Consider the following 20,653-nt stretch of genomic DNA (forward strand, 5'->3'; position numbering starts at 1 on the left):
CCGAACAATATCTTGACGTTCCGAGCCCTGTTTCGCATAAGCCGCTGCGAAGGGACGGATTCCGGTTGCGGAAAATTCGTCCCCTGTCTCAACGGCCCGGGGAGGGGTTCTTTTGGGCCACCAATCGAGGAAAATTCGGCAATGACCATAATTTCAGCTGTCATCGCCTGCGGTCTGCTTTCAGTCCTTTACGCCATCTGGGCGACACGTTCGGTCCTCGCGGCCGATCAGGGCAATGCACGCATGCAGGAAATTTCCGCAGCCATCCGCGAAGGCGCTCAGGCTTATCTGGCGCGCCAGTACACCACCATCGCCATGGTCGGCGTTGTGGTCCTGCTGCTCGCCTGGTGGCTGCTTTCGATCACCGCCGCCATCGGCTTCCTGATCGGCGCCGTTCTATCGGGTGCCGCTGGCTTCATCGGCATGCACGTCTCGGTGCGCGCCAATGTGCGCACCGCGCAGGCAGCTTCCAACAGCCTCGCTGCCGGCCTCGAGATCGCCTTCAAGTCGGGCGCCATCACTGGCATGCTGGTTGCTGGCCTGGCCCTGCTCGGCGTCTCGATCTACTACCTGATCCTGACCCAGTTCATGGGACTGCAGCCAAACGATCGCGTCGTCATCGACTCGCTTGTTTCGCTCGGCTTCGGCGCCTCGCTGATCTCGATCTTCGCCCGTCTTGGCGGCGGCATCTTCACAAAAGGCGCCGACGTCGGCGGGGATCTCGTCGGCAAGGTTGAAGCCGGCATTCCCGAAGACGATCCACGCAATCCGGCGACCATTGCCGACAATGTCGGCGACAATGTCGGCGATTGCGCCGGCATGGCCGCCGACCTGTTCGAGACCTATGCGGTGACCGTGGTCGCCACCATGGTCCTCGCCTCCATCTTCTTCGGTGGCACCGCCGTTCTCAGCTCGGCCATGCTCTATCCGCTGGCCATCTGCGGCGCCTGCATCCTCACCTCGATCGTCGGCACCTTCTTCGTCAAGCTCGGTTCCAGCGGCTCGATCATGGGCGCGCTCTACAAGGGCCTGATCGTCACCGGCCTGCTGTCGATTGTCGGCCTTGCCGTAGCCACTTCGGCATGTATCGGCTGGGGGGAGATCGGCACCGTCGCCGGCATGGCCATCACCGGCACGAACCTGTTCATCTGCGGCCTGGTCGGCCTTTTGGTAACCGGCCTGATCGTGGTGATCACCGAATATTATACCGGCACCAACAAGCGCCCGGTGAACTCGATCGCCCAGGCCTCGGTCACCGGTCACGGCACCAACGTCATCCAGGGCCTAGCGGTCTCGCTGGAATCGACGGCGTTGCCGGCGATCGTCATCGTCGGCGGCATCATCTCGACATACCAGCTTGCCGGCCTCTACGGCACGGCGATCGCGGTGACGACGATGCTTGGCCTCGCCGGCATGATCGTCGCGCTCGACGCCTTCGGCCCGGTCACCGACAATGCCGGCGGCATTGCCGAAATGGCCGGCCTGCCAAAGGAAGTGCGCCAGTCCACCGACGCGCTCGACGCGGTCGGCAACACCACCAAAGCGGTAACCAAGGGCTACGCCATCGGTTCGGCCGGTCTCGGCGCGCTGGTGCTGTTCGCGGCCTACTCCAACGACCTCAAGTTCTTTGCCGCCAATGGCGACAAATACCCCTACTTCCAGGGCATGGGCGACGTCTCCTTCGACCTCTCCAATCCTTACGTCGTCGCCGGCCTGATCTTCGGTGGCCTGATCCCGTATCTGTTCGGCGGCATCGCCATGACCGCCGTCGGCCGCGCCGCGGGTGCTATCGTCCAGGAGGTGCGCAAGCAGTTCCGCGAGGATCCGGGCATCATGGCCGGCACCTCGAAGCCGAACTATGCGCGCGCCGTCGACCTTCTGACCAAGGCAGCGATCCGGGAGATGATCGTTCCGTCATTGCTGCCGGTGCTGGCGCCGCTGGTGGTCTATTTCGGCGTCCTCCTGATCTCCGGTTCGAAGGCATCCGCCTTTGCCGCGCTCGGCGCCTCGTTGCTCGGCGTCATCGTCAACGGCCTGTTCGTTGCCATCTCGATGACCTCCGGCGGCGGTGCCTGGGACAACGCCAAGAAGTCGTTCGAAGACGGTTTCGTCGACAAGGACGGCCTCAAGCACCTCAAGGGCTCCGAAGCGCACAAGGCCTCGGTGACCGGCGACACGGTGGGTGATCCCTACAAGGATACTGCTGGGCCGGCGGTCAACCCGGCGATCAAGATCACCAATATCGTCGCGCTGCTGTTGCTGGCCGTTCTCGCGCACGGCTAAGCTCAGCCGCTACGACTCAAGACAAAACCCGCGGGATCGCTCCCGCGGGTTTTTCATTGCCTAAGATGTGCCGCTTACAGGGAAGCGAGAGGAACAAAAGCCGATACCGCCGGGGTGGATCAGGTGCCGCCGAGCGTGCTGCCGCCGCTGGCGCCCGGAACACCAGGCGCCAGCTTGCTGGCGCCACTGATGATCTGGCTGAGGAAGTTCTGGTCCTTGCCGCCGGTCGGCGTGGTGCGCGAGATGAAGTCGAACACCTTGCCGTCCTTCAGGCCGTAATTGGCGATCTGGGTGACGCGCCCGTCATCGCCAAAATAGACCGCCAGCACATGCTGATCGACCAGCCGCGGTTTGTCGAAGGCGACATAGCGCTTGCGCGTCTGCGAAATGTAATAAAAGGCCTCGTTGTCGAAGGTCGCCTTCGTCGAGGGAGTGCCGAGCGCCAGCAGCACCTGTTCGCGACTTGAGCCGACCGGCACCAGGTCGATCGCCTGCTGGTCAATGACGTAGCCCTGCGTCAGCGTCTCGCTCGGATTGAGATCGCCGATCATCTTGGACGAATTGCAGGCGGAAAGCGCCGCGGCGATCACCAGCAGCGAAACCGCACCGGCGGGCCTGGGCAGGAAAGTCGACTTGAATTTCAGCGCGCGCAACTACAACTCCATAAGCTGGCCGCAACTTGCGCTGGGCCGCAAAACCGGTAAACCAGCTTGCTTGCCGATGCAACAAGGCCACTTCAACAAACGGTCCCGGGAGACCACCCTCAAATGTTCCAGCGCCTCTTTGGCCGCGAACGTCATGCCAACCGCGCCATCACCGAGGCGCTTTACGCACAAATCGTGGCGGCGGCGCGGCAAACGGTGTTTTATTCCGCCTGGAACGTGCCGGACACGCCGCTCGGCCGCTTTGAGATGCTGTCGTTGCACATGTTCCTGTTCCAGCACCGGTTGCGCGGCGAGGGCGGTGCTGCGGCAGAGGTTGCGCAGGTGCTGATCGACGAGTTCTTCATGGATGTCGAACATTCGTTGCGGGAATTGGGCATTGGCGACGTCGGCGTGCCGAAGCGCATGCGGAAACTGGCGAAGATGTTCTATGGCCGCACCGCCGCCTATGACGATGCGCTGCAACGAAATGACCATGATGCACTTGCCGCCGCCCTTGCCCGCAATGTCAGGCCCGACGCCGGCGCCTGGCCGCAAGCGTCGCAACTGGCACTCTATGCCGCCGATGCATCAAGGCAACTCACGGAACAGCCGACCGAATCTATTGTTTCCGGCACGGTGGCATTTCCCGTGGCCAACGCTTGAGCGACGGCAGGCCGAATGAAGGTGGCGAAGTGGAGGCGAAGATGAGACATCCTGATACCCACAGCCCAGTGTCATTCCGGGCAAATGTCGCCCGGCTGCCGCAAAAGGGGCTGCCGGTGGTGATCGATGCCGACGCCGGGCAGCGCGCCCTGCTCGCCGTCGAGCACGAGCTGCTTTCGGTCGAGAACTATCGCGCCGAACTCCTGGTCGAGCCCTGGAAGCGCAACGGGGTGAAAGTCAGCGGCCATGTCGAGGCCGATATAACGCAGGCCTGCATCGTCACCCTCGACCCGGTCGAGGCGCATATCGACGAGCCGGTCGAGGCGCTGTTCCTGCCGGAGCAATCCAAGCTCGGGCGGCAAGGTTTCGACGGCGGCGGTGAGATCCTGCTCGACGCCGAAGGGCCGGACAGCCCGGAAACCTTTTCCGGCGACGCGATCGACGTCGGGGCGCTTGCCGAGCAGTTCTTTGGCTTGGCGATCGATCCCTATCCGCGCAAGCCCGGTGTGTCTCTGGAGGCAGCCGGCGATGCCGAGCCTGTGGAGAATGAATTCCAGCAGAAGCTCAGATCACTGCTGGGAAAATCCTGATAGCTGACCCAATTTGAGAAAAGTTGGTTGTGCGGCAGCCCAAAACCGTTATTTTCGCCGAACCTTCGCGAGCCCCGTACCTTGGCAAGCCCGCTGGCCAAGCAACCGTGAGATGAACACCGCGTGATCAGGATTTCCATCGATGCCATGGGCGGCGATCACGGGCCAAGCGTGGTCATCCCGGCGCTCATGACTGTCGCCACCCGCCGTCCCGATATACGCTTCGTCATTTATGGGCGTGAAGAAGTGGTACGGCCCGAACTCGCCAAATTCCCCAAGCTGGCGGAGGTGAGCGAGTTCATCCACTGCGAGATCGCGGTCCGGATGGACGACAAGCCGAGCCAGGCACTGCGCCATGGCCGCTGGAAGTCATCGATGTGGAAGGCCGTCGAGGCGGTCAAGGCAGGCACTGCCGACGCCTGCATCTCAGCCGGCAATACCGGCGCGCTGATGGCAATGTCCAGATTCTGCCTTCGCACCATGGCGACCATAGACCGCCCGGCAATCGCGGCGCTCTGGCCGACATTGCGGGGCGAAAGCGTGGTGCTGGACGTCGGCGCCACCATCGGCGCGGATGCGCATCAACTGGTTGATTTTGCAATTCTTGGCACCGGCATGGCGCGCTCGGTTTTCGGCATCGAACGGCCGAGCGTCGGGCTGCTCAATGTCGGCGTCGAGGAGATCAAGGGCCAGGAAGAGGTCAAGGAGGCGGGCCGTATGCTGCGCGAGGCCAACATGGCCTCGATGAACTACCATGGCTTTGTCGAGGGTGACGACATCGGCAAGGGCAGTGTCGACGTCGTCGTTACCGAAGGATTTGCCGGCAATATCGCGCTCAAGACGGCGGAAGGCACGGTCAGGCAGATCGCCGGCTATCTGCGCGCGGCGATGAACCGGACGCTGATGGCCAGGATCGGCTATATCTTTGCCAAGACCGCCTTCGATCGTCTGCGCGAGAAGATGGATGTCGGCCGCTCCAATGGCGGCGTCTTCCTCGGGTTGAACGGCATCGTGGTGAAAAGCCATGGCGGGGCTGATTCGGATGGCTTCGCGGCGGCGATCGAGCTTGGCTACGACATGGTGCGTAACAATCTGCTTGACCGCATCGAAGCCGATCTCGACCTGTTCCATGCCCGCAATCCGAATGCCCAGACAATCCGGAAATCCGACGTCGTCATCGACGCAAAGGAATAGGAAAGAGCATTGATCAGATCAGTCGTGCGCGGCACGGGCGCCGCGCTGCCCCGCCGCATTATGAAGAATGCCGATTTCGAAGGCATGGTCGAGACGTCGGACGAGTGGATCGTCCAGCGCACCGGTATTCGCCAGCGCCACATCGCGGCCGACGACGAGACGACGGCCTCGCTGGGCGAGGCGGCAGCGCGCGCAGCCCTCGACAACGCCGGCCTGACGGCTGACGACATCGACCTGATCGTGCTGGCGACCTCGACGCCCAACAACACCTTTCCCGCGACCGCGGTCGAGATCCAGAACCGGCTCGGCATGCACCACGGTTTTGCCTTCGACCTGCAGGCGGTCTGCTCCGGCTTCGTCTATGCAGTGACGACCGCCGACCTCTATATCCGCAGCGGCTTGGCCAGACGCGTGCTGGTGATCGGCTCGGAAACGTTTTCGCGCATTCTCGACTGGAACGACCGCTCGACCTGCGTTTTGTTCGGCGACGGCGCCGGCGCGATGGTGCTGGAAGCAGGCACGGGGGCAGGCGGCATCGCCGACCGAGGCGTTCTGGCGGCCAGCCTGCGCTCCGACGGCATCCACAAGGACAAGCTTTTCGTCGACGGTGGGCCGTCGACCACAGGAACGGTCGGGCACCTCAGGATGGAAGGCCGCGAAGTGTTCAAGCATGCGGTTGGCATGATCACCGACGTCATCGAGGCGACGTTCGCACAGGCCGGCGTCAGCGCCGCCGATCTCGACTGGTTCGTGCCGCATCAAGCCAATAAACGAATTATTGACGCTTCGGCCAAAAAGCTCGGGATAGAGGAGCGGAAGGTGGTGGTGACCGTCGATTTGCACGGTAATACCTCGGCTGCTTCCGTGCCGCTGGCACTGTCCGCGGCCGTCGCCGACGGTCGCATCAAAAAGGGTGACCTAGTACTGCTTGAGGCGATGGGCGGCGGCTTCACCTGGGGCGCCGTCCTGCTCCGCTGGTAAGTGCCGAACTATCGGGTTCGGGTCCTTGACCTTGACGGATCAATTACTTAGGTTCTGCCGTTGCTTGTATCGATTTATGTTTTTGAGCTGATGGGACGGTTCGTATGGGGGGAAAGACACTTACGCGCGCCGACCTCGCCGAAGCCGTTTACCGCAAGGTTGGGCTGTCGCGTACTGAATCGGCCGAGCTTGTCGAGGCGGTGCTGAATGAGATCTGCGAGGCGATCGTTCGCGGCGAGACGGTGAAGCTGTCGTCCTTCGCGACCTTCCACGTCCGCTCCAAAAACGAGCGCATCGGGCGCAATCCCAAGACCGGTGAGGAAGTGCCGATCCTGCCGCGCCGGGTGATGACCTTCAAGTCGTCGAACGTGCTGAAGAACCGTATCCTGCGCTCCCATCAAAACAGCAAAGCCAAGGGCAGCAAGTAGACGCCCGATCCACTTTGCCGAGAATCATGCTCCAGGCTTCGGTTGAAAAACGAACCCTGCTTTTGCGCTGGGCTTGAATATTGTTTCATAAACCGCTGAAATAAGATGCGATTCGGTAGGCCGGATCGGTATTTGGGTGTGATCCGCTCCGGCGGGACTAAAGCTGCTCTCTTTGTTAAGCGTGATGTCGCCCGAACCCGGTTCCCGCCTTCGCGATCATGCTCTAGCGTGAGGATTCGCCCATGGACAAGAGCCCTGATGCTTTCCGCACCATCAGCGAGGTCGCGGAGGATCTGGATTTGCCGCAGCACGTGCTGCGCTTCTGGGAGACGCGTTTCAACCAGATCAAGCCGATGAAGCGCGGCGGCGGCCGCCGCTACTACCGTCCGCAGGACGTCGAACTGATCAAGGGTATTCGCCATATGCTCTACGATCAGGGCTATACGATCAAGGGGGTGCAGAAGCTGTTGCGCGAGAACGGCAACCAGTTTCTGATCGCCGTCGGCAGTGGCGACATGGCGGCGGTCGAGGCGATCTCGCAGCGCCGACAGGCTGACACGGTACCGCTGACGCAAGCGGCGCAGCCGCGCGGCCCGGACGACGAAATGCTGGTCGGCCAGCCGAGGGTGAAACCCAGCCGTGGTTTTTTCGGCATCGGCAAGACCGACGAGGAAGGTCCGGTTCCGCCGGACACGTCAAAACTTTCCCGTGACAATCGCGCTTTGCTGCAGGAGGCGCTGTTCGACCTCCTTGAATGCAAGCGCCTACTCGATCAGGTTCGCTAGAGCCCGCCGGGCTGACCGGAACGGTCTTCAGGGTCATGCGTTAGGCTTCCTTCTACAGCTGAAGGAAGCACGTCATGGCATCGCTTTCGAGCATCTCCGACACCGATCTGAACAAGCAGGTCGCGGCCTTGACCAGGGAACTGGCCACCTTGAAGAAAGCCGTGTTGAAGCAGGGCGGCGCCTTTTACGAAGACGGGCGCGATACCGCGTCGGATTATTATTCGGATATCACTGAGCGCCTCGGCGACGCCTTGCCGACAATCAGAAGGCAAGGCCGGGCGATCGAGAAGACCGCCCGAGATCACCCGGCGACGGCGGCCGCTGTCGGGCTGGTTCTGGTCGGGCTGGTCGCCAGTCTGTTCCTCGGCGGCCGGCAGCAACAAGCACCGCGAGGGCGTTCAAGATCGGCACGTTGAGATAAGCAAATGGCGGTGGTCAGCGGACCGCCGCCCTTTTTCGCCGACACGGAAAGCCCGGCAAGAGCGCCGCCCAAGGGCGGAGAGAAGAGGCTTGTTCATGACATCGTTTCCTTTTTGCGCAGGCGGAATTTGAGCGTCACTGATTCAGGTCGGTGACTCGAGCGCTGCGGTTGGGACTATCGCCTTGGAGTTTTTCGGCAGTTTTTCCGGCCTGTAGAATTTTGTTTCCGAACTGTGTCTGCTGACGATCCGGCCAGATGTCAGCTCGCCGGCATCCGCCATTCATTCCGGCGTCGGTTCACGATGCCGTGACGCTATCTTTGATGCTTGGCAAATCACCGGCGAGCGGGCATTCTCCCGATCGTCTCAGGCAACAACATGATTTGATCTAACTCTTTCATCCCACGGAGTTGCCAATGCCCCAAATAGCAAAACGCGAACCTTACTCCGAACTGGCGGCGAGCGCGGTTACGCCTGAACGCAGTGCCGTCCGAACCGCCCGGGAAGCCCGTGGATACAGCATCGAAGAGCTGTCCCTGGCGTGCGGGCTGGCAGCCTATGAGATCGCCGACATTGAAAGCGGCAAGGATGCCGATCCTTCGAAACGTCGGCGTATTGCCTCCGCGCTTCAACTTCCGGAAAGCGCTCTGTTTGACGAAGCCGTGTTGCCTGCCAAAAGGCGATCCGTGTCGTAGCGGCGTACCATGCTTTTATTCCACGAGCTCGCCATGGGTCGCCCTGGCGGGCTTCGTTTTTTCGGCCACGTAGTGGACTTGCCGGCCGCCACGGCGACGCCAGACGGAAATTGCTGGAGATGAGCCTCGAATCCGTTCGCGCCTTCTTCGCCGCCCACGCGCCCGACATTGACGTCATCGTCACGGAGGCAAGCTCGGCGACGGTGCCTCTGGCCGCCGAAGCGCATGGCGTAGCGCCGGCGCAGATTGCCAAGACGATCTGCTTGCGCGCCGGCGACCAGACGATGCTGATCGTGGCCAGCGGGATCTCCAGGCTGGACAATCGCAAATTCAAGGACCGGTTTGGTGGCAAGGCGCGAATGCTGGATGCCGAGCAGGTGCTCGCAGCGACCGATCATCCCGTCGGTGGGGTGTGCCCGTTCGGCCTACCGGCGCCGCTCCCGGTCTACTGCGACATCTCGCTGCGCGCCTTTGACGAGGTCGTCCCGGCGGCAGGCGCGACGAATGCCGCCGTGCGGCTCAGCCCGCAACGCCTGGCCGAACTCGTCGACGCCGAGTGGGTGGATGTGTGCCAGTAGCCATTTATCCGGGTCGCGGGATCCGCTGAGCGTTACCGCTATTCGGTCTTCTGTGGCTCTTCTTTCTTGATCGTCTGAGCGTCCGTGGCAGTCGACATATCGGCCTTCTCGACACTCGCTGTCCTCGTCTGCGTGTCGACCGATGCCTGGACCTTTGAATGCGCGGGGCAATCCGCAGAGGCAGCTGATATGGACATGGTCAGTGCGGCGGCTATTGCGAGGAATGTCTTCATGATCATTCTCCTCTTTCATTGGATATTCGTTGGGAAGATTAGCCCGTCTGGCACCGACCGCAAAATCACATTTGTTCACGCGCGCCCTTGCGTGCACGGAAGCCTACGCTGGACCAATAATTCAAATGGTTGCGCGGATAGTCGCTTGCCGTATCAAAGCCCACCGGCTCCGGCCGGAGGATTTTTGGCGTTAAAAATCTCGCCGCTCAGAGCCAGTCTCAAATCTTCGGCGCTGAGCTGACCACTTTCGAACAAATCCATCACCCTGCGGCCGAGCACTTCTCTGCCTGGATCGCCGTCAGCGAGGCCTAATTCACGGAATCGGGCATCAAGTGCTTTGGTCAACATGGTCAGCTCGGCAGGACAGGTAGCTCCTTGAAGCGACATTGCATCTCTCCCGAAAAAGGCGAAAGGGCGTGTCATCTTCGAAGCGTCCGCTCGCCCTTACAACTGCGGACGACGGCAATTCAACTAGAGCCAACCTTTTTCGAACTCAACATTCGAACGTATTAAAAACGCCGCCCGCGCTCCAATGGGAGGATCCTGCTACAATACGGTATGGCCGTCCGAATAGCGGTTGTCCTCGCGCTTCTTTTCGCCTTCGCCTACGGTTTCGCAAAACTCGTGGAACGTTATGGCAGCGTTGGCGACAGGCCCTCTCCGTGTGAAGAATTGCCCTATCCTGATTGTCCTGACCCAAAAGCTCCTCCCCGGGAAGAAACTAAGCCTTGAGCGTGCGCTTGTTCGTTGGCGGCCTCATGGCCGTGGCAGAGGGGTTCGCCCACCGCCAGCGGAACAACAAGTCCTTTGGCCCGTTTAGGTAAGTAGCCCCGCACGGGAGCATCAAGCGCTGTAGCGGAAGGTTGCCTTGCTGGAGGACTGCTATATGGGAAAGCAACTCTTATCTGCTGCGACAGGAATTTTTCTTTTCGTAGGTATTGGAACTGCCGCCGCCCAGGACGTCATCATTCAGCCCGAGCAAGACATGGTGATCCGGGAGTATGTAAAGAAGAAGCCGATAGCATCCTGAGCCTTCCCGGTGTTGAGCTCAACATTGGCACCGCTCTGCCCGACACAGTCGAGCTTTACGAAGTGCCGGACGTTCAGTACCGCTATGTAGTCGTCGAGGGACGAACCGTCCTGGTGGATCCAGGTACCCGCAAAATTGTTAAGATCTACGACTGATTTTCTGCCTGAAGCCCGCCGTGCCGAAAGACGCGGCGTGCTTGTTTGCGTTCAGCCGCCAATCGCGGTAGCGGACGATGCGCTCGTCGCCATCTTGGCGGCAGGCGTCTTCACGGAAACCGGCGGAGTGAGCTGCCACGTTTCGTTCGCATGCCGCCAGCATCCAGGTTGGGTTCTTCATGCTTGCTGCCATTGATGCTTCCGGCATTCCCGCAAGCAACGAGGGCCGGGCACGTTGCGCTTGCTCGACTTTCCTGACCCCTCCGTCATGATGGGCATCGCTGCCGCCCTGAAAAGTTTCAGGCCAGGCCAACCGCCGGCGTTGAACTAGTCCTTTCCAACCGACGGTTGGTGGACGCATTGCAGCTGATGCGCTTAGGGTTCATTACGATCCGCGCGCACCGGGCATGCCCAACCCCCGAGTCACCCCTGCCTGATGCAAGGCGCCTGATCGAGTCCCGCCGTTCTGGCATGTGCGGCGGGACCTTTTTTATTGAAGGTGGAACACAGGCTGACGGGTGACGGTTGGCAAAGCTTACCTAGCCACTACCGCGCGGTTTCTCGGCGGGCTTCTGGCTAGACTTCAGCATCCGTGCCTCGCGCACGAGTGATGCGTGGTCAATTCCAATCATTTCGATGAGATCGCGGGCCTGCGCCTCCGTTATACCGGTCTCATCTGCGAGCAGCCGCGCATGAAGATACTTTACGCTCGCGGTCGGTCTCGTCCTCGCCCATTGGTGACAATCACCTTTTTTGGCAATCAGTTTCGCTTCGCCGAGGTGCATTCGTGCTCTTTCCTGGCGGATCTCCCTTGCCGTCCGATCGGCTCCGGCCGGCCGCCCGCCGGAGGGCCTTGGTGGCTTCCGCAACGCCCGCGCGGTCGTTGTCATTGGCCCGGATCAGTTCGGGGACCTGGTCCACGGCGATGCCATTCTGCCGCGCGAAATGCTCCAAGTCATAGTCCTGGCTGGACCCCAGGCGGTCTCGGTCGCGCGTGCTCTTGTCGTCGGCCATATGGTCCTCCTGGTGGAGCTTCGGATCAATGGCAACGTGGGCAAGCAGCTTTCGTTGCGGCATCAACGCGGAAATCGTTGTGTTCGCTCTGGCTAATATGATCTTTGTACCTGGGCGTAAAATTGTAAGTGCCGGCGCCGGCCGCCTCTTGTCGGCCGCGATCAGCCGACTGAGGGACCGCATGATCTCCCCACGTCGAGCCGGCCTCGGTCATGCAATCGGTGATCGTCTGAAAGCCGGGCGCCATCGCCTCCTGGCCCAGTCCGCGCAACATCAAGGCCGCCGAAAACCGCGTCCGCGGCCCATCGGCTGGGCGGTGCCATGCGGCTACTGACTGCATAGCCAGTTTGGGGGGAAACTGGCTAAGCCTTTGGATTTTAATGGTCGGAGTGGCCGGATTCGAACCGACGACCCCTTGACCCCCAGTCAAGTGCGCTACCGGGCTGCGCTACACTCCGGACCGGTCGCGATGTATCGTGATAGACAGGCTCCGGTCAACCGAATTCGGTTGCTGTCCTGCCTGAAGCAACAGCAACGGGGATTGCCGGTCGCTGCGCCGCCCGCAACTGCCACTGGTGGCGGTATTCGAGCGCGATGGCACCCCAGATCAGGCCGAGCAGCAGGTAGACATGGCGCCAGTGGTCGATGTCGATGAAGGTGCCGAGCCCGATATTGCCGATGAAGGCGACGTAGGCGCATAGAAGATAAGGCTGCCAGGGCCGGTCGCGCAGCAGAATTCGGAAGCCGGCGGCGATCGTCCAGCACGTCAGCGTCAGGAACGACACGAAGCCGAGCCAGCCGTAATCCATCAGCATCTTCAGCCAGATGTCGTGCGTGTCCTCGCCGAACATCTTGCCGAAGACGAGCGGGCCGATGCCGAACGGATGCTCCAGTGCCATCTGAAAGCCGATCGTGTAGCGGGCGAAGCGGCCGAGACGGGCGGTGTCGTAGCTTTGTTCGAGCTGTGCGCGGTTCGAGAACATCTCCGCGACGCCCGGCAGTTGCAGGATGACGATCGTTGCGATGACCAGCAGTCCGACGGCGGCGATGGTCATGACGACGACGCGCAGCCGGAACTTGCCGCTGGCGCTCTGCAGGAACAAGGCACCGGTCAGCAGGATCGCTGAAACGGCGAACATGCCCCAGGCGCCGCGCGAAAAGGAAAAGAAGATGCCGGCGGTGATGATCAGCAGCGGCACCGCCAATAGCGGCATGCGCGCGACCGAGCCGGTAAGCAGCAGATAGAGCAGGTAGATGCCCGGCAGCACCAGGAAAGGCCCGAACACGTTCGGGTCCTGGAAGGCGCCGGCGGCGCGGTCGTATTTGGTGAAGATCTCCGCTCCTGGAAAGGCATGGAAATAGCCGGCTATGCCGACCAGCGAGGTCAGCACCGCCGACATCACATAAGCGACGAAGATCACCCGGTAGAGACTGGGCTGGACGGCCGTTACCGAAGCAAAGAACACGGCCGTGAAGGCCAGGAACAGCGAGACGGCTAGATAGAGCGGCGTGCCGGCGAGGTCCGACATCTGCGTCATCGAGATCATACCGCCGATGTTCATGATAACCAGCAGCACCAGCAGCGGCACCGCCGCGCGCTGTATGCGCATGCCGAACAAGGGCCACACCACGATCAGCCCGATCATATAGAGGTCGTACGGCGCGGGCTCGGCAATGACGAAGCCGGACAGGAAGACGCCGAGGAAAACCGCCCCCGACGCAATCAGTGCGATCAGCTTGGCGTTGACCGCCGCCGCCGGCAATTCGTAGGCCGTCGCGCTCAATACGCGTTTTCCGTATTGAGTAGACGGATCGGCGTCAGGAACAGGATTCTGAGGTCGAACAAGAGCGACCAGTTCTCGATGTAATAGAGGTCGTATTCCGTCCGCATGCGAATCTTCTCGTTGGTGTCCATCTCGCCGCGCCAGCCATTGATCTGCGCCCAGCCGGTCACACCGGGCTTGACCTTGTGGCGGGCGAAATAGCCGTCGACCACTTCATTGTAGAGGAGGTTGTGCGACTGCGCGGCAATGGCGTGCGGGCGCGGCCCGACCAGCGACAGCGAACCGAACAGCGAATTGAAGAACTGCGGCAATTCGTCGATCGAGGTCTTGCGGATGAAGCGGCCGACGCGGGTGACGCGTGGATCGTTCTTGGTCACGGTCTGCTTCGCCGTCGGGTCGGCCTTGTCGGTGTACATCGACCGGAACTTGTAGACCTCGATGATCTCGTTGTTGAAGCCGTGTCGTTTCTGGTGGAACAGCACCGGCCCCTTGCTGTCGAGTTTGATCGCGATTGCGGTCGCCAGCATCACCGGCGAGAACACGATGATGCCGATGATCGAAAAGACAATGTCGAAGGCGCGCTTGGCGACCGAATCCCAGTCGTTGATCGGCTTGTCGAAGATATCGAGCATCGGCACCGAGCCGATGTAGGAATAGGCACGCGGCCTGAACTGCAGTGCGTTCGAATGCGCCGACAGCCGGATGTCGACCGGCAGCACCCACAGCTTCTTCAATAGTTGCAGCACGCGCGATTCCGCGGTCAGCGGCAGCGACACGATCAGCATGTCGATGCGCGCGATGCGGGCAAATTCGATGAGTTCGGAAATTGTGCCGAGCTTGGGATAACCGGCGACAACCGGCGGCGACCGCTTGTCGCCGCGGTCGTCGAAGATGCCGCAAATGCGAATGTCGTTGTAGGGCTGCTTTTCGACCGAGCGGATCAGCACCTCTGCCGCCTTGCCGCCGCCGACGATGACGGCGCGGCGCTCCATCCGCCCGTCGCGCGCCCATCGCCGAATCAGCTTCGACATCACCAGGCGGAGACCCAGTATCAGCACGAAACCGACGATGAACCACGTGCCGAAGAGCAGGCGCGAATAGTCTTCCGACATTTTCATGGTGAAGGCGGTGAGCGCCATCAAGGCGAAGGTTCCGGCCCAGACGAGCAGGAGCCGGCCGAAATTGGCGATCGGCCGCATCAGCGCGACGATCTGGTAGCAGTCGGTGACGTCGAGCAGAACGACCGCGAGGAACGAGGTGGCGGCGATCGTCAGTGAGTACTGCCAGGCAAGATAGTTGAAAAAGCCGACGTAATAGAAATAGACGGCCAGACCTGACACCAACAGCAGCGCGAATTCAACCATGCGCAGGACGCCGCTCACCATGATCGGCGACATCGTATCGCGCCGGTATTGCGAGGCGACCTGGCGGGCGACGTCGTTCATGCCGCCGGCCGTGTTGTTCTCGGCAGGGGCGTCGAATTTGCGCACCGCGTCTAGCGAAAAACGGCGCGCGGGATCGATTTCGTTCATGGGGCGTCCGTAGGTTTCCCTCACGTGAATAGCAAAAGAGAGCTAAGAAACCCTTGAAACAACAGATGGCTTTGGAGACGCTTTCACCAAGGGCGTTTTGCAGCCGAGTGGAACCAGTTGCTCTATTGTTTGAGCGCGGCGAAATAAGCTTTTTCGATTTCAGCGGCCATTACATCGGCGCCGAAGCGTGCCTTGAGGTTGGCGGCGCCGGGCATCAGGCCCTTGTAGGCGTCGAGATCGGCCAGTGCAGTGCTTATCTTGTCGCCAAGTTCGCGTGGGTCGGGCCGGATCAGGGAAGGCGAGCCGGTGTCGAAGATTTCCGGTATGCCCCCGACCGACGTCGCAATGATCGGCTTGCCGGCGGCGAGTGCTTCCAGAACGATGTAGGGCATGGCTTCCGCACGCGAGGGAACGACGACCAGCTTGGCCAGCGCGAAGGCGAGCCGGGCTGGCATCGGCGGCAGGAAACCGACGTCCAGGCCGCTCTGATTCACCTGGGCGCGATAGCGCGGCAGGTCGTCGCCATCGCCGACCATCAGCGCTTTCAATGGGCGGCCGAGCCCCGTTGCGGCTATCCCCAGCGCATCGATGAAGATGTCCGGGCCTTTGAGGTCTCGCATCATGCCGATATAGAGGAGGTCAACCGCATTGTGCTCGGTCCGCACCGGCTCGAACTCGGCGGCGCGCAGGCCGTTGTGGACGAGAGCGTTCGGAATGGGCGGCTCGCCGACCTTCCTGCGATAAGTCCGCCGCTCATAATCGGAAACAAACAACAGGCAATCGGTGAAGCGAGCCATGAAGCGCTCGAGCGCGAAGAACAGCTTCCCCATGGCGGTGGTCTCGTCATAGTGGAGCGAGCCGCCATGCGGCGAATAAAGGCGGGCTACGCGAGACCTGGATACCCGCAACAATGAGCCGAACAGACGGGCATAGGCGCCACCTTTGGCGCCATGCCCGTGCAGCACGTCCGGCCGCAATTCTTTTATGATCCTATAGGTGCGCCGGGCCGAGGCGAGATCGCCCGGCCCGACATGCCGCTGCATCGGCGTGCGGTGAATACCGAGCGCCAGGCTGCCTTTCATCTGTTCGAACAGCCGTTCCTCGAAATCGCCCCCAGTCGTCGAATCGCAGACGATGCCGACGGCATGGCCGGCGGCGACCTGAGCCTCGGTCAGGTCGCGCACGTGCCGGAAGATGCCTCCGACCGGTGAGCGAAAGCAGTGGACGATCCTGAGTGTGTCCGCCACTTGGTCAGCACATCAAAACAGGCGTTCGCGAACGTAGACTGTATCCCCGGGCAACAGCGGGTCGGAGGTCACCACGCGTCCAGTTATCACTTTGCCGTTGATGTCGCGGGTAATGTCGACGCTTTCCTGGTTGGCGCGCGGCGTGAACCCGCCGGCGATTGCGACGGCTTTCTGCACGGTCAGGCCCGGAACGTAGGAATACTGGCCCGCCGCGCCCACTTCACCCATGACGAAGATCGGTCGGTAGCGATCGATTTCGACCGAAACGTCGGGATCCCGCAAATAGCCCTGGCGCAGTTTCTCGGCGATCTCGCCCTCGAGCTGCTGGGCGGTATGGCCGCGCGCCGGCACGTTGCCGACGAGCGGCAGCGAGAGATAGCCGGACTGGTCGACGCTGTAGGTGTTCGTCAATCCTTCCTGCTCGAACACGGTGACGCGGACGCGGTCGCCGGCACCGAGGCGATAGGGCTGGTCGAGCACTTCATGGAATGCGGCCGGCGTCGGCCGGTAGCTGGAGCAGCCCGAAAGCATCGATACGGCAAGCAGCGCGCGGAAAAGGGGAGCAGTGCTTTTCATGAGCGGACACGTACCTTTGAATAGCCGGCGACTCTGCGGCAAACCTTAACGATCGAGCTCGCTTATCATCCTGTTAGGGTTAATGGCCGGTAAAGGCGCACGGCCGATGCGGGGCCGATCGACCAATGCAGATGGTTTTCAGCCTCTTGTTTGCGGCTTGTTAGTAGAGCCTAACAGGTTCTTACCGCGATATTAACGGCTGAGTTACCATAGTTGTTTACGGTGCATGCTGACTCAGTACCGGAGCAGGGATGCATGTCCGTTCAATCCGCGGCCGCAGATGTCGACGTCGATCTCAGGCAGCTTTTCGCCAGCCTGACGCGAAACTGGCTGCGCATCGTTGTCGTCGCGCTGGTGGTAACCGGCCTGGCCTTTGCGCTCGCCTGGCTTGCAACGCCCGAATACAAGGCGGCAGCCAAGCTGGAGATCGGGCCTCGAGAATCGGAGTTCACGCGGCCGGCCGGTACCAACGGCAACGAGCGGTCGATTCCCGACGAAGAGGCTGTGGCCACCGAGGTCCAGATAATTTCGTCCCCCGACATCCTCAAACAGGTGGCGGCGAAGCTCAACCTCGCGAAATTGCCCGAATTCGACGAGGCGCTGAAGATGTCGGCGCTGAGCCGCACCCTTGTCCTCGTTGGCTTGAAAAGCGATCCCTTCGAGATCCCGCTGGAAGAGCGCGTGCTGGACGCAATGCATGAGAAGCTCAACGTCTATGGCGTCGAAAAAACCCGCGCGATAGCAATCGAGTTCTCGTCGGAGGATCCAAAGCTTGCCGCCGCGATCCCGAACGCCATTGCAAACGCCTATATCGCCTCCAAGGGCAATGCCAAGCTCGAATCGAATTCTGCCGCCACCGACTTTCTGGCGCCGGAAATCGCGGATCTGCAGAATCGGGTGAAGGAGGCGGAAACCAAGGTTGCCGCATTCCGTGCGCAGTCCGATCTTTTGATGGGCAACAACAATTCGGTGCTTGCCACCCAGCAGCTGTCCGAATTGTCGAGCGAACTGTCACGGGTGCGCGCCAACCGCGCTTCGGCGGACGCGACCGCCGACAGCGTGCGCAGGGCGTTGCGTAATGGCGGCTCGCTGGATGCCGTTCCGGAGGTGTTGTCTTCCGAACTGATCCAGCGCCTGCGCGAGCGGCAAGTCGAACTCAAGAACAACATCGCCGACCTTTCCACCACCTTGCTCGACAACCATCCGCGCATCCGCGCGCTGAAGTCGCAGCTCGCCGATCTCGACCGCCAGATCCGCAACGAAGCGGAAAAGATCATGAAGGGTCTGATGGCGCAGGCCGAGACGGCGAAGGCGCGAGAGGCTCAACTCATGGCCGACGTCAACACGCTGAAGGCGGCGTCCGCCCGCGCCGGCGAAGAGCAGGTGGAACTCGATGCGCTGCAGCGTGATGCCGCGACCAAGCGTCAGCAGCTCGATCTCTATTCGTCCAGCTATCTCCAGGCGGCCGCACGCAAGGATCGCAACTACCTGCCTGTCGACGCTCGCGTTTTTTCGGAGGCCCAGGTGCCGACCGAACCCTATTTCCCCAAGATTGGTCCGATTGTCAGTGCGGCCTTTGTCGGCTCGTTGCTCATCATGGCGATCGTCACGCTGCTGCAGGAACTGTTTTCCGGCCGCGCCATGCGTCCGGCCGCCGGTGCCCATTTCGAGCGCATCGAGCAGGTTGCGATGCCGGCTGTCCAGGCCGACCGCGTAATGGCCGAGCCCGGCCCGCCGGTTGCCCGGCCCGAACCGGCAGTCGTCGAGATCGATGAGACCGACGACGACAAGATTATCGAAACCAAAGTGGAGCCGGAACCCGTCGCGGTGGCGGAAGCGGCTGCCGAGAAAATCGAACCGGAGTACTCTGAGATGGCTGCTGGAGACATTGAACCGGCACGTTCTACCCTCGGCGAGGTCGACATCGACAAGGCCGCGGAAAAACTGATCGCCACCGGTGCCGCCCGCGCCATATTCGTGTCGCCAGAAGGCGACGAGGCGACCGCCTCGGCGGTGCTGGTGGCGCGCGCAGTCTCCGACGCCGGGCTACGCGTGCTGCTGCTTGATCTCACCGCTTCGGGTGCCGCCTCGCGGCCGATGCTGGACAGCGGGCTGTTTCCGGGCATCACCGATCTGCTCGCCTCGCAAGCGCAGTTCAGCGATGTGATCCACCCCGATCTCTATTCGGACTGCCACGTTATTCCCGTCGGCACAGCCGATCCGGTCCGCGCCATGCGCGCCGCCGACCGGCTGCCGATCATCATGCAGTCGCTGACCACCGCCTATGATCTGGTCGTGGTCGAATGCGGACCGGCCGACGCGCAAGGCATCAGCCGCCTGGTGGGCGAGGGGACCGAGGTCTTGCTCTCCATGCTGGAGCCGGACGACGAGGTGACGCAGGCCGCGGTCGCGCTCATCGAGAGCGGCTATCCCGACCTGACGCTGGTCACGCCGATCGGTCATGTCGCGCCGGGGCCAATGCCGGGACGGCGCTCGGCCGCCTGAGGCAGTTTTCTCAAATCGAAATCAGCTGTCGTCTTCGCCCGCGGCCGGCACTGTCTGCCCCGCGGCCTTGCGGCGCAGCAGCTTGGTCAGCTTCCAGACTGTCGGCCTGTGCTTGATGAAGGCCTTCGCGCGCGCGCCATGCCTGAGCACAAGCGCCAGCCCCCGACCCTTCAGCGTCAGCGGAACCAGCACCTCGAAATGCTGCGTTTCGAGGTCGCACCACAATCGCTTGTAGGGTTCGTCGCCGACTGAGAAATCATAGATTTCAAAACCCGCCTCGCAGGCTTCCTGGATGTTCTCGAAGAACAGGAAGTCGCCGGGGCTGGTATGTGCGAGGTCATCCTCGGCGATCGCCCCGAATTCGCAGATCAGCCGCTTGCCCGAGCGGCTCGATCCGGTGACTGCACGAAGCTTGCCGGCGACTTCCAGCCCATGCAGCACGAAGGACGGATCTTCCTCTTGGAGCGCGTCGGTAAACAGCGAGCGGAAAAAAGCGCGCACCTCCGCCTCACCGAAAACATTGGCGATGCCCATCTTGCGGAAGCGGAATTCCTTCATCTCGAAAAAGGCGTCGAGCAGCCTGTTCACCTCGTCCGCAGTCTTCGCCTCGATGCGGCGACAGCTGCCGACGGCCTCGAACTTGCGCGCCTGCGAGCGATGCTTCTTGCGCCTGCGCTTGCCACTCACCCGGGTGAGCAGTGCATCAAACCCTCCTGCAAGACCAGCGGCCAGCGACAGGTTGGGGCTCGAAAAATGCGGCAAGGCGGAGAGCGGGTTGTGTACGCCGTCGAAATCGGGCAGCAGCCGCTCTAGCGCGACAAGATCGATGTCGCGCCGCGCCTTGGCAATCGCAGCCAGCATAGTACGGATCGCCGCGCTATCGGCACTCGCCAGCCATTGCGGGTCGGCGGCGGCAAAATTGCCGTTGGCATGGCGGCCGCCCATGAAGCGGGCGACGCGGAACGCTCCACTGCGAGTGACCTCCAGCGCCAGCGAGAAAACCGGCCTGTCGTCGGCGCGCAGCGTCGCAACGACAACGTCGGCGCCGGTATGTGCGGCCCAGTTCAGGATCCAGCCTGCGCTCTGCGCCGGGGCAAAAAGCGCCGAACGGCAGAATTCGGCGTACGCCGCCAGCGCCGCACTGTCGGCGACCGAGGTTGACAGACCGGCTTTGCCGGCCGGCAAGGCACACGGCGACGCCTCGCTGCTTGCCAGCCGATTGCCGTCAAATGACGCGGTGGCGTCAACCATACCTCAATCCTTAGGGCGTATTCGTCGCGATTGGGGGTCCGCGCAGGCGCATTCCATGCTTGATGA

Annotated in this window: 21 protein-coding genes, 1 tRNA gene and 1 pseudogene; 12 read left to right on the top strand and 11 right to left on the bottom strand. The window is 61.8% G+C overall.

The window, feature by feature from the left end:
• Positions 1 to 141 precede the first annotated feature (141 nt).
• On the top strand, positions 142 to 2,283 hold the full coding sequence (locus NKH70_RS19470) for a sodium-translocating pyrophosphatase (RefSeq protein WP_352977398.1): 2,142 nt from the start codon (positions 142 to 144) through the stop codon (positions 2,281 to 2,283).
• A gap of 119 nt (positions 2,284 to 2,402) precedes the next feature.
• On the opposite strand, the gene NKH70_RS19475 is transcribed toward NKH70_RS19470, so the two are convergent.
• Entirely contained in the window at positions 2,403 to 2,936 is a 534-nt protein-coding gene (locus tag NKH70_RS19475; RefSeq protein ID WP_254817563.1) for an outer membrane protein assembly factor BamE, read from the bottom strand.
• Positions 2,937 to 3,050: 114 nt separating this feature from the next.
• Between NKH70_RS19475 and NKH70_RS19480 the strand changes: the two genes are divergently transcribed.
• From NKH70_RS19480 to NKH70_RS19520, 9 genes are all read left to right on the top strand, one after another.
• Positions 3,051 to 3,590: a ubiquinol-cytochrome C chaperone family protein gene (locus NKH70_RS19480; RefSeq protein ID WP_352649989.1), complete on the top strand. Its 540-nt coding sequence runs from the start codon at positions 3,051 to 3,053 to the stop codon at positions 3,588 to 3,590.
• Positions 3,591 to 3,631: 41 nt separating this feature from the next.
• The gene (locus tag NKH70_RS19485; RefSeq protein ID WP_352977399.1) at positions 3,632 to 4,180 is read left to right on the top strand and encodes a YceD family protein; all 549 of its coding nucleotides are present in this window, start codon (positions 3,632 to 3,634) and stop codon (positions 4,178 to 4,180) included.
• 123 nt (positions 4,181 to 4,303) lie between these two features.
• Positions 4,304 to 5,374 carry a phosphate acyltransferase PlsX gene (gene plsX, locus NKH70_RS19490; RefSeq protein WP_352449317.1) on the top strand — a complete coding sequence of 357 codons (1,071 nt, stop codon included), beginning with the start codon at positions 4,304 to 4,306 and terminating at the stop codon, positions 5,372 to 5,374.
• A gap of 9 nt (positions 5,375 to 5,383) precedes the next feature.
• Positions 5,384 to 6,355, top strand: a complete 972-nt coding sequence (locus NKH70_RS19495) for a beta-ketoacyl-ACP synthase III (protein WP_352714820.1) — start codon at positions 5,384 to 5,386, stop codon at positions 6,353 to 6,355.
• A 104-nt stretch (positions 6,356 to 6,459) separates the two neighbouring features.
• Positions 6,460 to 6,783, top strand: coding sequence for an integration host factor subunit alpha (locus tag NKH70_RS19500; protein WP_023717292.1), 324 nt, complete (start codon positions 6,460 to 6,462; stop codon positions 6,781 to 6,783).
• A gap of 242 nt (positions 6,784 to 7,025) precedes the next feature.
• Positions 7,026 to 7,568: a MerR family transcriptional regulator gene (locus tag NKH70_RS19505; RefSeq protein WP_353025843.1), complete on the top strand. Its 543-nt coding sequence runs from the start codon at positions 7,026 to 7,028 to the stop codon at positions 7,566 to 7,568.
• A gap of 74 nt (positions 7,569 to 7,642) precedes the next feature.
• Positions 7,643 to 7,984 (top strand): hypothetical protein, encoded by a 342-nt coding sequence (locus NKH70_RS19510; RefSeq protein ID WP_352714818.1) that lies wholly within the window; start codon positions 7,643 to 7,645, stop codon positions 7,982 to 7,984.
• Between the two features lie 419 nt (positions 7,985 to 8,403).
• Entirely contained in the window at positions 8,404 to 8,682 is a 279-nt protein-coding gene (locus NKH70_RS19515) for a helix-turn-helix domain-containing protein (protein ID WP_023674515.1), read from the top strand.
• Between the two features lie 119 nt (positions 8,683 to 8,801).
• Positions 8,802 to 9,260 carry a YbaK/EbsC family protein gene (locus NKH70_RS19520; protein ID WP_352449319.1) on the top strand — a complete coding sequence of 153 codons (459 nt, stop codon included), beginning with the start codon at positions 8,802 to 8,804 and terminating at the stop codon, positions 9,258 to 9,260.
• Between the two features lie 38 nt (positions 9,261 to 9,298).
• Here NKH70_RS19520 and NKH70_RS19525 read toward each other — a convergent pair whose 3' ends face one another.
• Together NKH70_RS19525 and NKH70_RS19530 are read right to left on the bottom strand one after the other, a co-directional pair.
• The gene (locus NKH70_RS19525; protein WP_352977400.1) at positions 9,299 to 9,493 is read right to left on the bottom strand and encodes a hypothetical protein; all 195 of its coding nucleotides are present in this window, start codon (positions 9,491 to 9,493) and stop codon (positions 9,299 to 9,301) included.
• 153 nt (positions 9,494 to 9,646) lie between these two features.
• The gene (locus tag NKH70_RS19530; RefSeq protein ID WP_352977401.1) at positions 9,647 to 9,880 is read right to left on the bottom strand and encodes a hypothetical protein; all 234 of its coding nucleotides are present in this window, start codon (positions 9,878 to 9,880) and stop codon (positions 9,647 to 9,649) included.
• A 499-nt stretch (positions 9,881 to 10,379) separates the two neighbouring features.
• Here NKH70_RS19530 and NKH70_RS19535 point away from each other — a divergent pair.
• Positions 10,380 to 10,678, top strand: a pseudogene (locus NKH70_RS19535) (DUF1236 domain-containing protein).
• Here the strand turns inward: NKH70_RS19535 and NKH70_RS19540 are convergent.
• The 7 genes from NKH70_RS19540 to NKH70_RS19570 all read right to left on the bottom strand — a co-directional run bounded on the left by NKH70_RS19540 (position 10,662) and on the right by NKH70_RS19570 (position 16,831).
• A complete protein-coding gene (locus NKH70_RS19540; protein WP_352714811.1) occupies positions 10,662 to 10,871 on the bottom strand; it encodes a hypothetical protein in 210 nt (69 codons plus the stop codon). The pseudogene NKH70_RS19535 and the gene NKH70_RS19540 sit on opposite strands and share 17 nt — an antisense overlap.
• 551 nt (positions 10,872 to 11,422) lie before the next feature.
• Positions 11,423 to 11,692: a hypothetical protein gene (locus tag NKH70_RS19545; RefSeq protein ID WP_352714807.1), complete on the bottom strand. Its 270-nt coding sequence runs from the start codon at positions 11,690 to 11,692 to the stop codon at positions 11,423 to 11,425.
• A 381-nt stretch (positions 11,693 to 12,073) separates the two neighbouring features.
• Positions 12,074 to 12,150: transfer RNA gene (locus tag NKH70_RS19550), tRNA-Pro, on the bottom strand.
• A gap of 36 nt (positions 12,151 to 12,186) precedes the next feature.
• Complete coding sequence (locus NKH70_RS19555) at positions 12,187 to 13,476, bottom strand: O-antigen ligase family protein (RefSeq protein ID WP_352714805.1); 1,290 nt, start codon at positions 13,474 to 13,476, stop codon at positions 12,187 to 12,189.
• Positions 13,473 to 15,008 carry an undecaprenyl-phosphate glucose phosphotransferase gene (locus NKH70_RS19560; RefSeq protein ID WP_352910867.1) on the bottom strand — a complete coding sequence of 512 codons (1,536 nt, stop codon included), beginning with the start codon at positions 15,006 to 15,008 and terminating at the stop codon, positions 13,473 to 13,475. Before NKH70_RS19560 ends, NKH70_RS19555 begins: the two co-directional genes overlap by 4 nt.
• A 122-nt stretch (positions 15,009 to 15,130) precedes the next feature.
• Complete coding sequence (locus tag NKH70_RS19565; RefSeq protein WP_352714801.1) at positions 15,131 to 16,255, bottom strand: glycosyltransferase family 4 protein; 1,125 nt, start codon at positions 16,253 to 16,255, stop codon at positions 15,131 to 15,133.
• A 12-nt stretch (positions 16,256 to 16,267) separates the two neighbouring features.
• On the bottom strand, positions 16,268 to 16,831 hold the full coding sequence (locus NKH70_RS19570) for a polysaccharide biosynthesis/export family protein (protein WP_254817578.1): 564 nt from the start codon (positions 16,829 to 16,831) through the stop codon (positions 16,268 to 16,270).
• A 255-nt stretch (positions 16,832 to 17,086) separates the two neighbouring features.
• Here NKH70_RS19570 and NKH70_RS19575 point away from each other — a divergent pair, with 255 nt between their 5' ends.
• Positions 17,087 to 19,336 (top strand): GumC family protein, encoded by a 2,250-nt coding sequence (locus NKH70_RS19575; protein ID WP_353025846.1) that lies wholly within the window; start codon positions 17,087 to 17,089, stop codon positions 19,334 to 19,336.
• A 21-nt stretch (positions 19,337 to 19,357) separates the two neighbouring features.
• Here the strand turns inward: NKH70_RS19575 and NKH70_RS19580 are convergent, their stop codons facing one another.
• Positions 19,358 to 20,587 carry a GNAT family N-acetyltransferase gene (locus tag NKH70_RS19580; RefSeq protein ID WP_352714797.1) on the bottom strand — a complete coding sequence of 410 codons (1,230 nt, stop codon included), beginning with the start codon at positions 20,585 to 20,587 and terminating at the stop codon, positions 19,358 to 19,360.
• Between the last annotated feature and the right edge of the window lie 66 nt (positions 20,588 to 20,653).

Origin of the sequence: Mesorhizobium sp. M0991, assembly GCF_040318915.1 — a bacterium.
Taxonomy (GTDB): Bacteria; Pseudomonadota; Alphaproteobacteria; order Rhizobiales; family Rhizobiaceae; genus Mesorhizobium.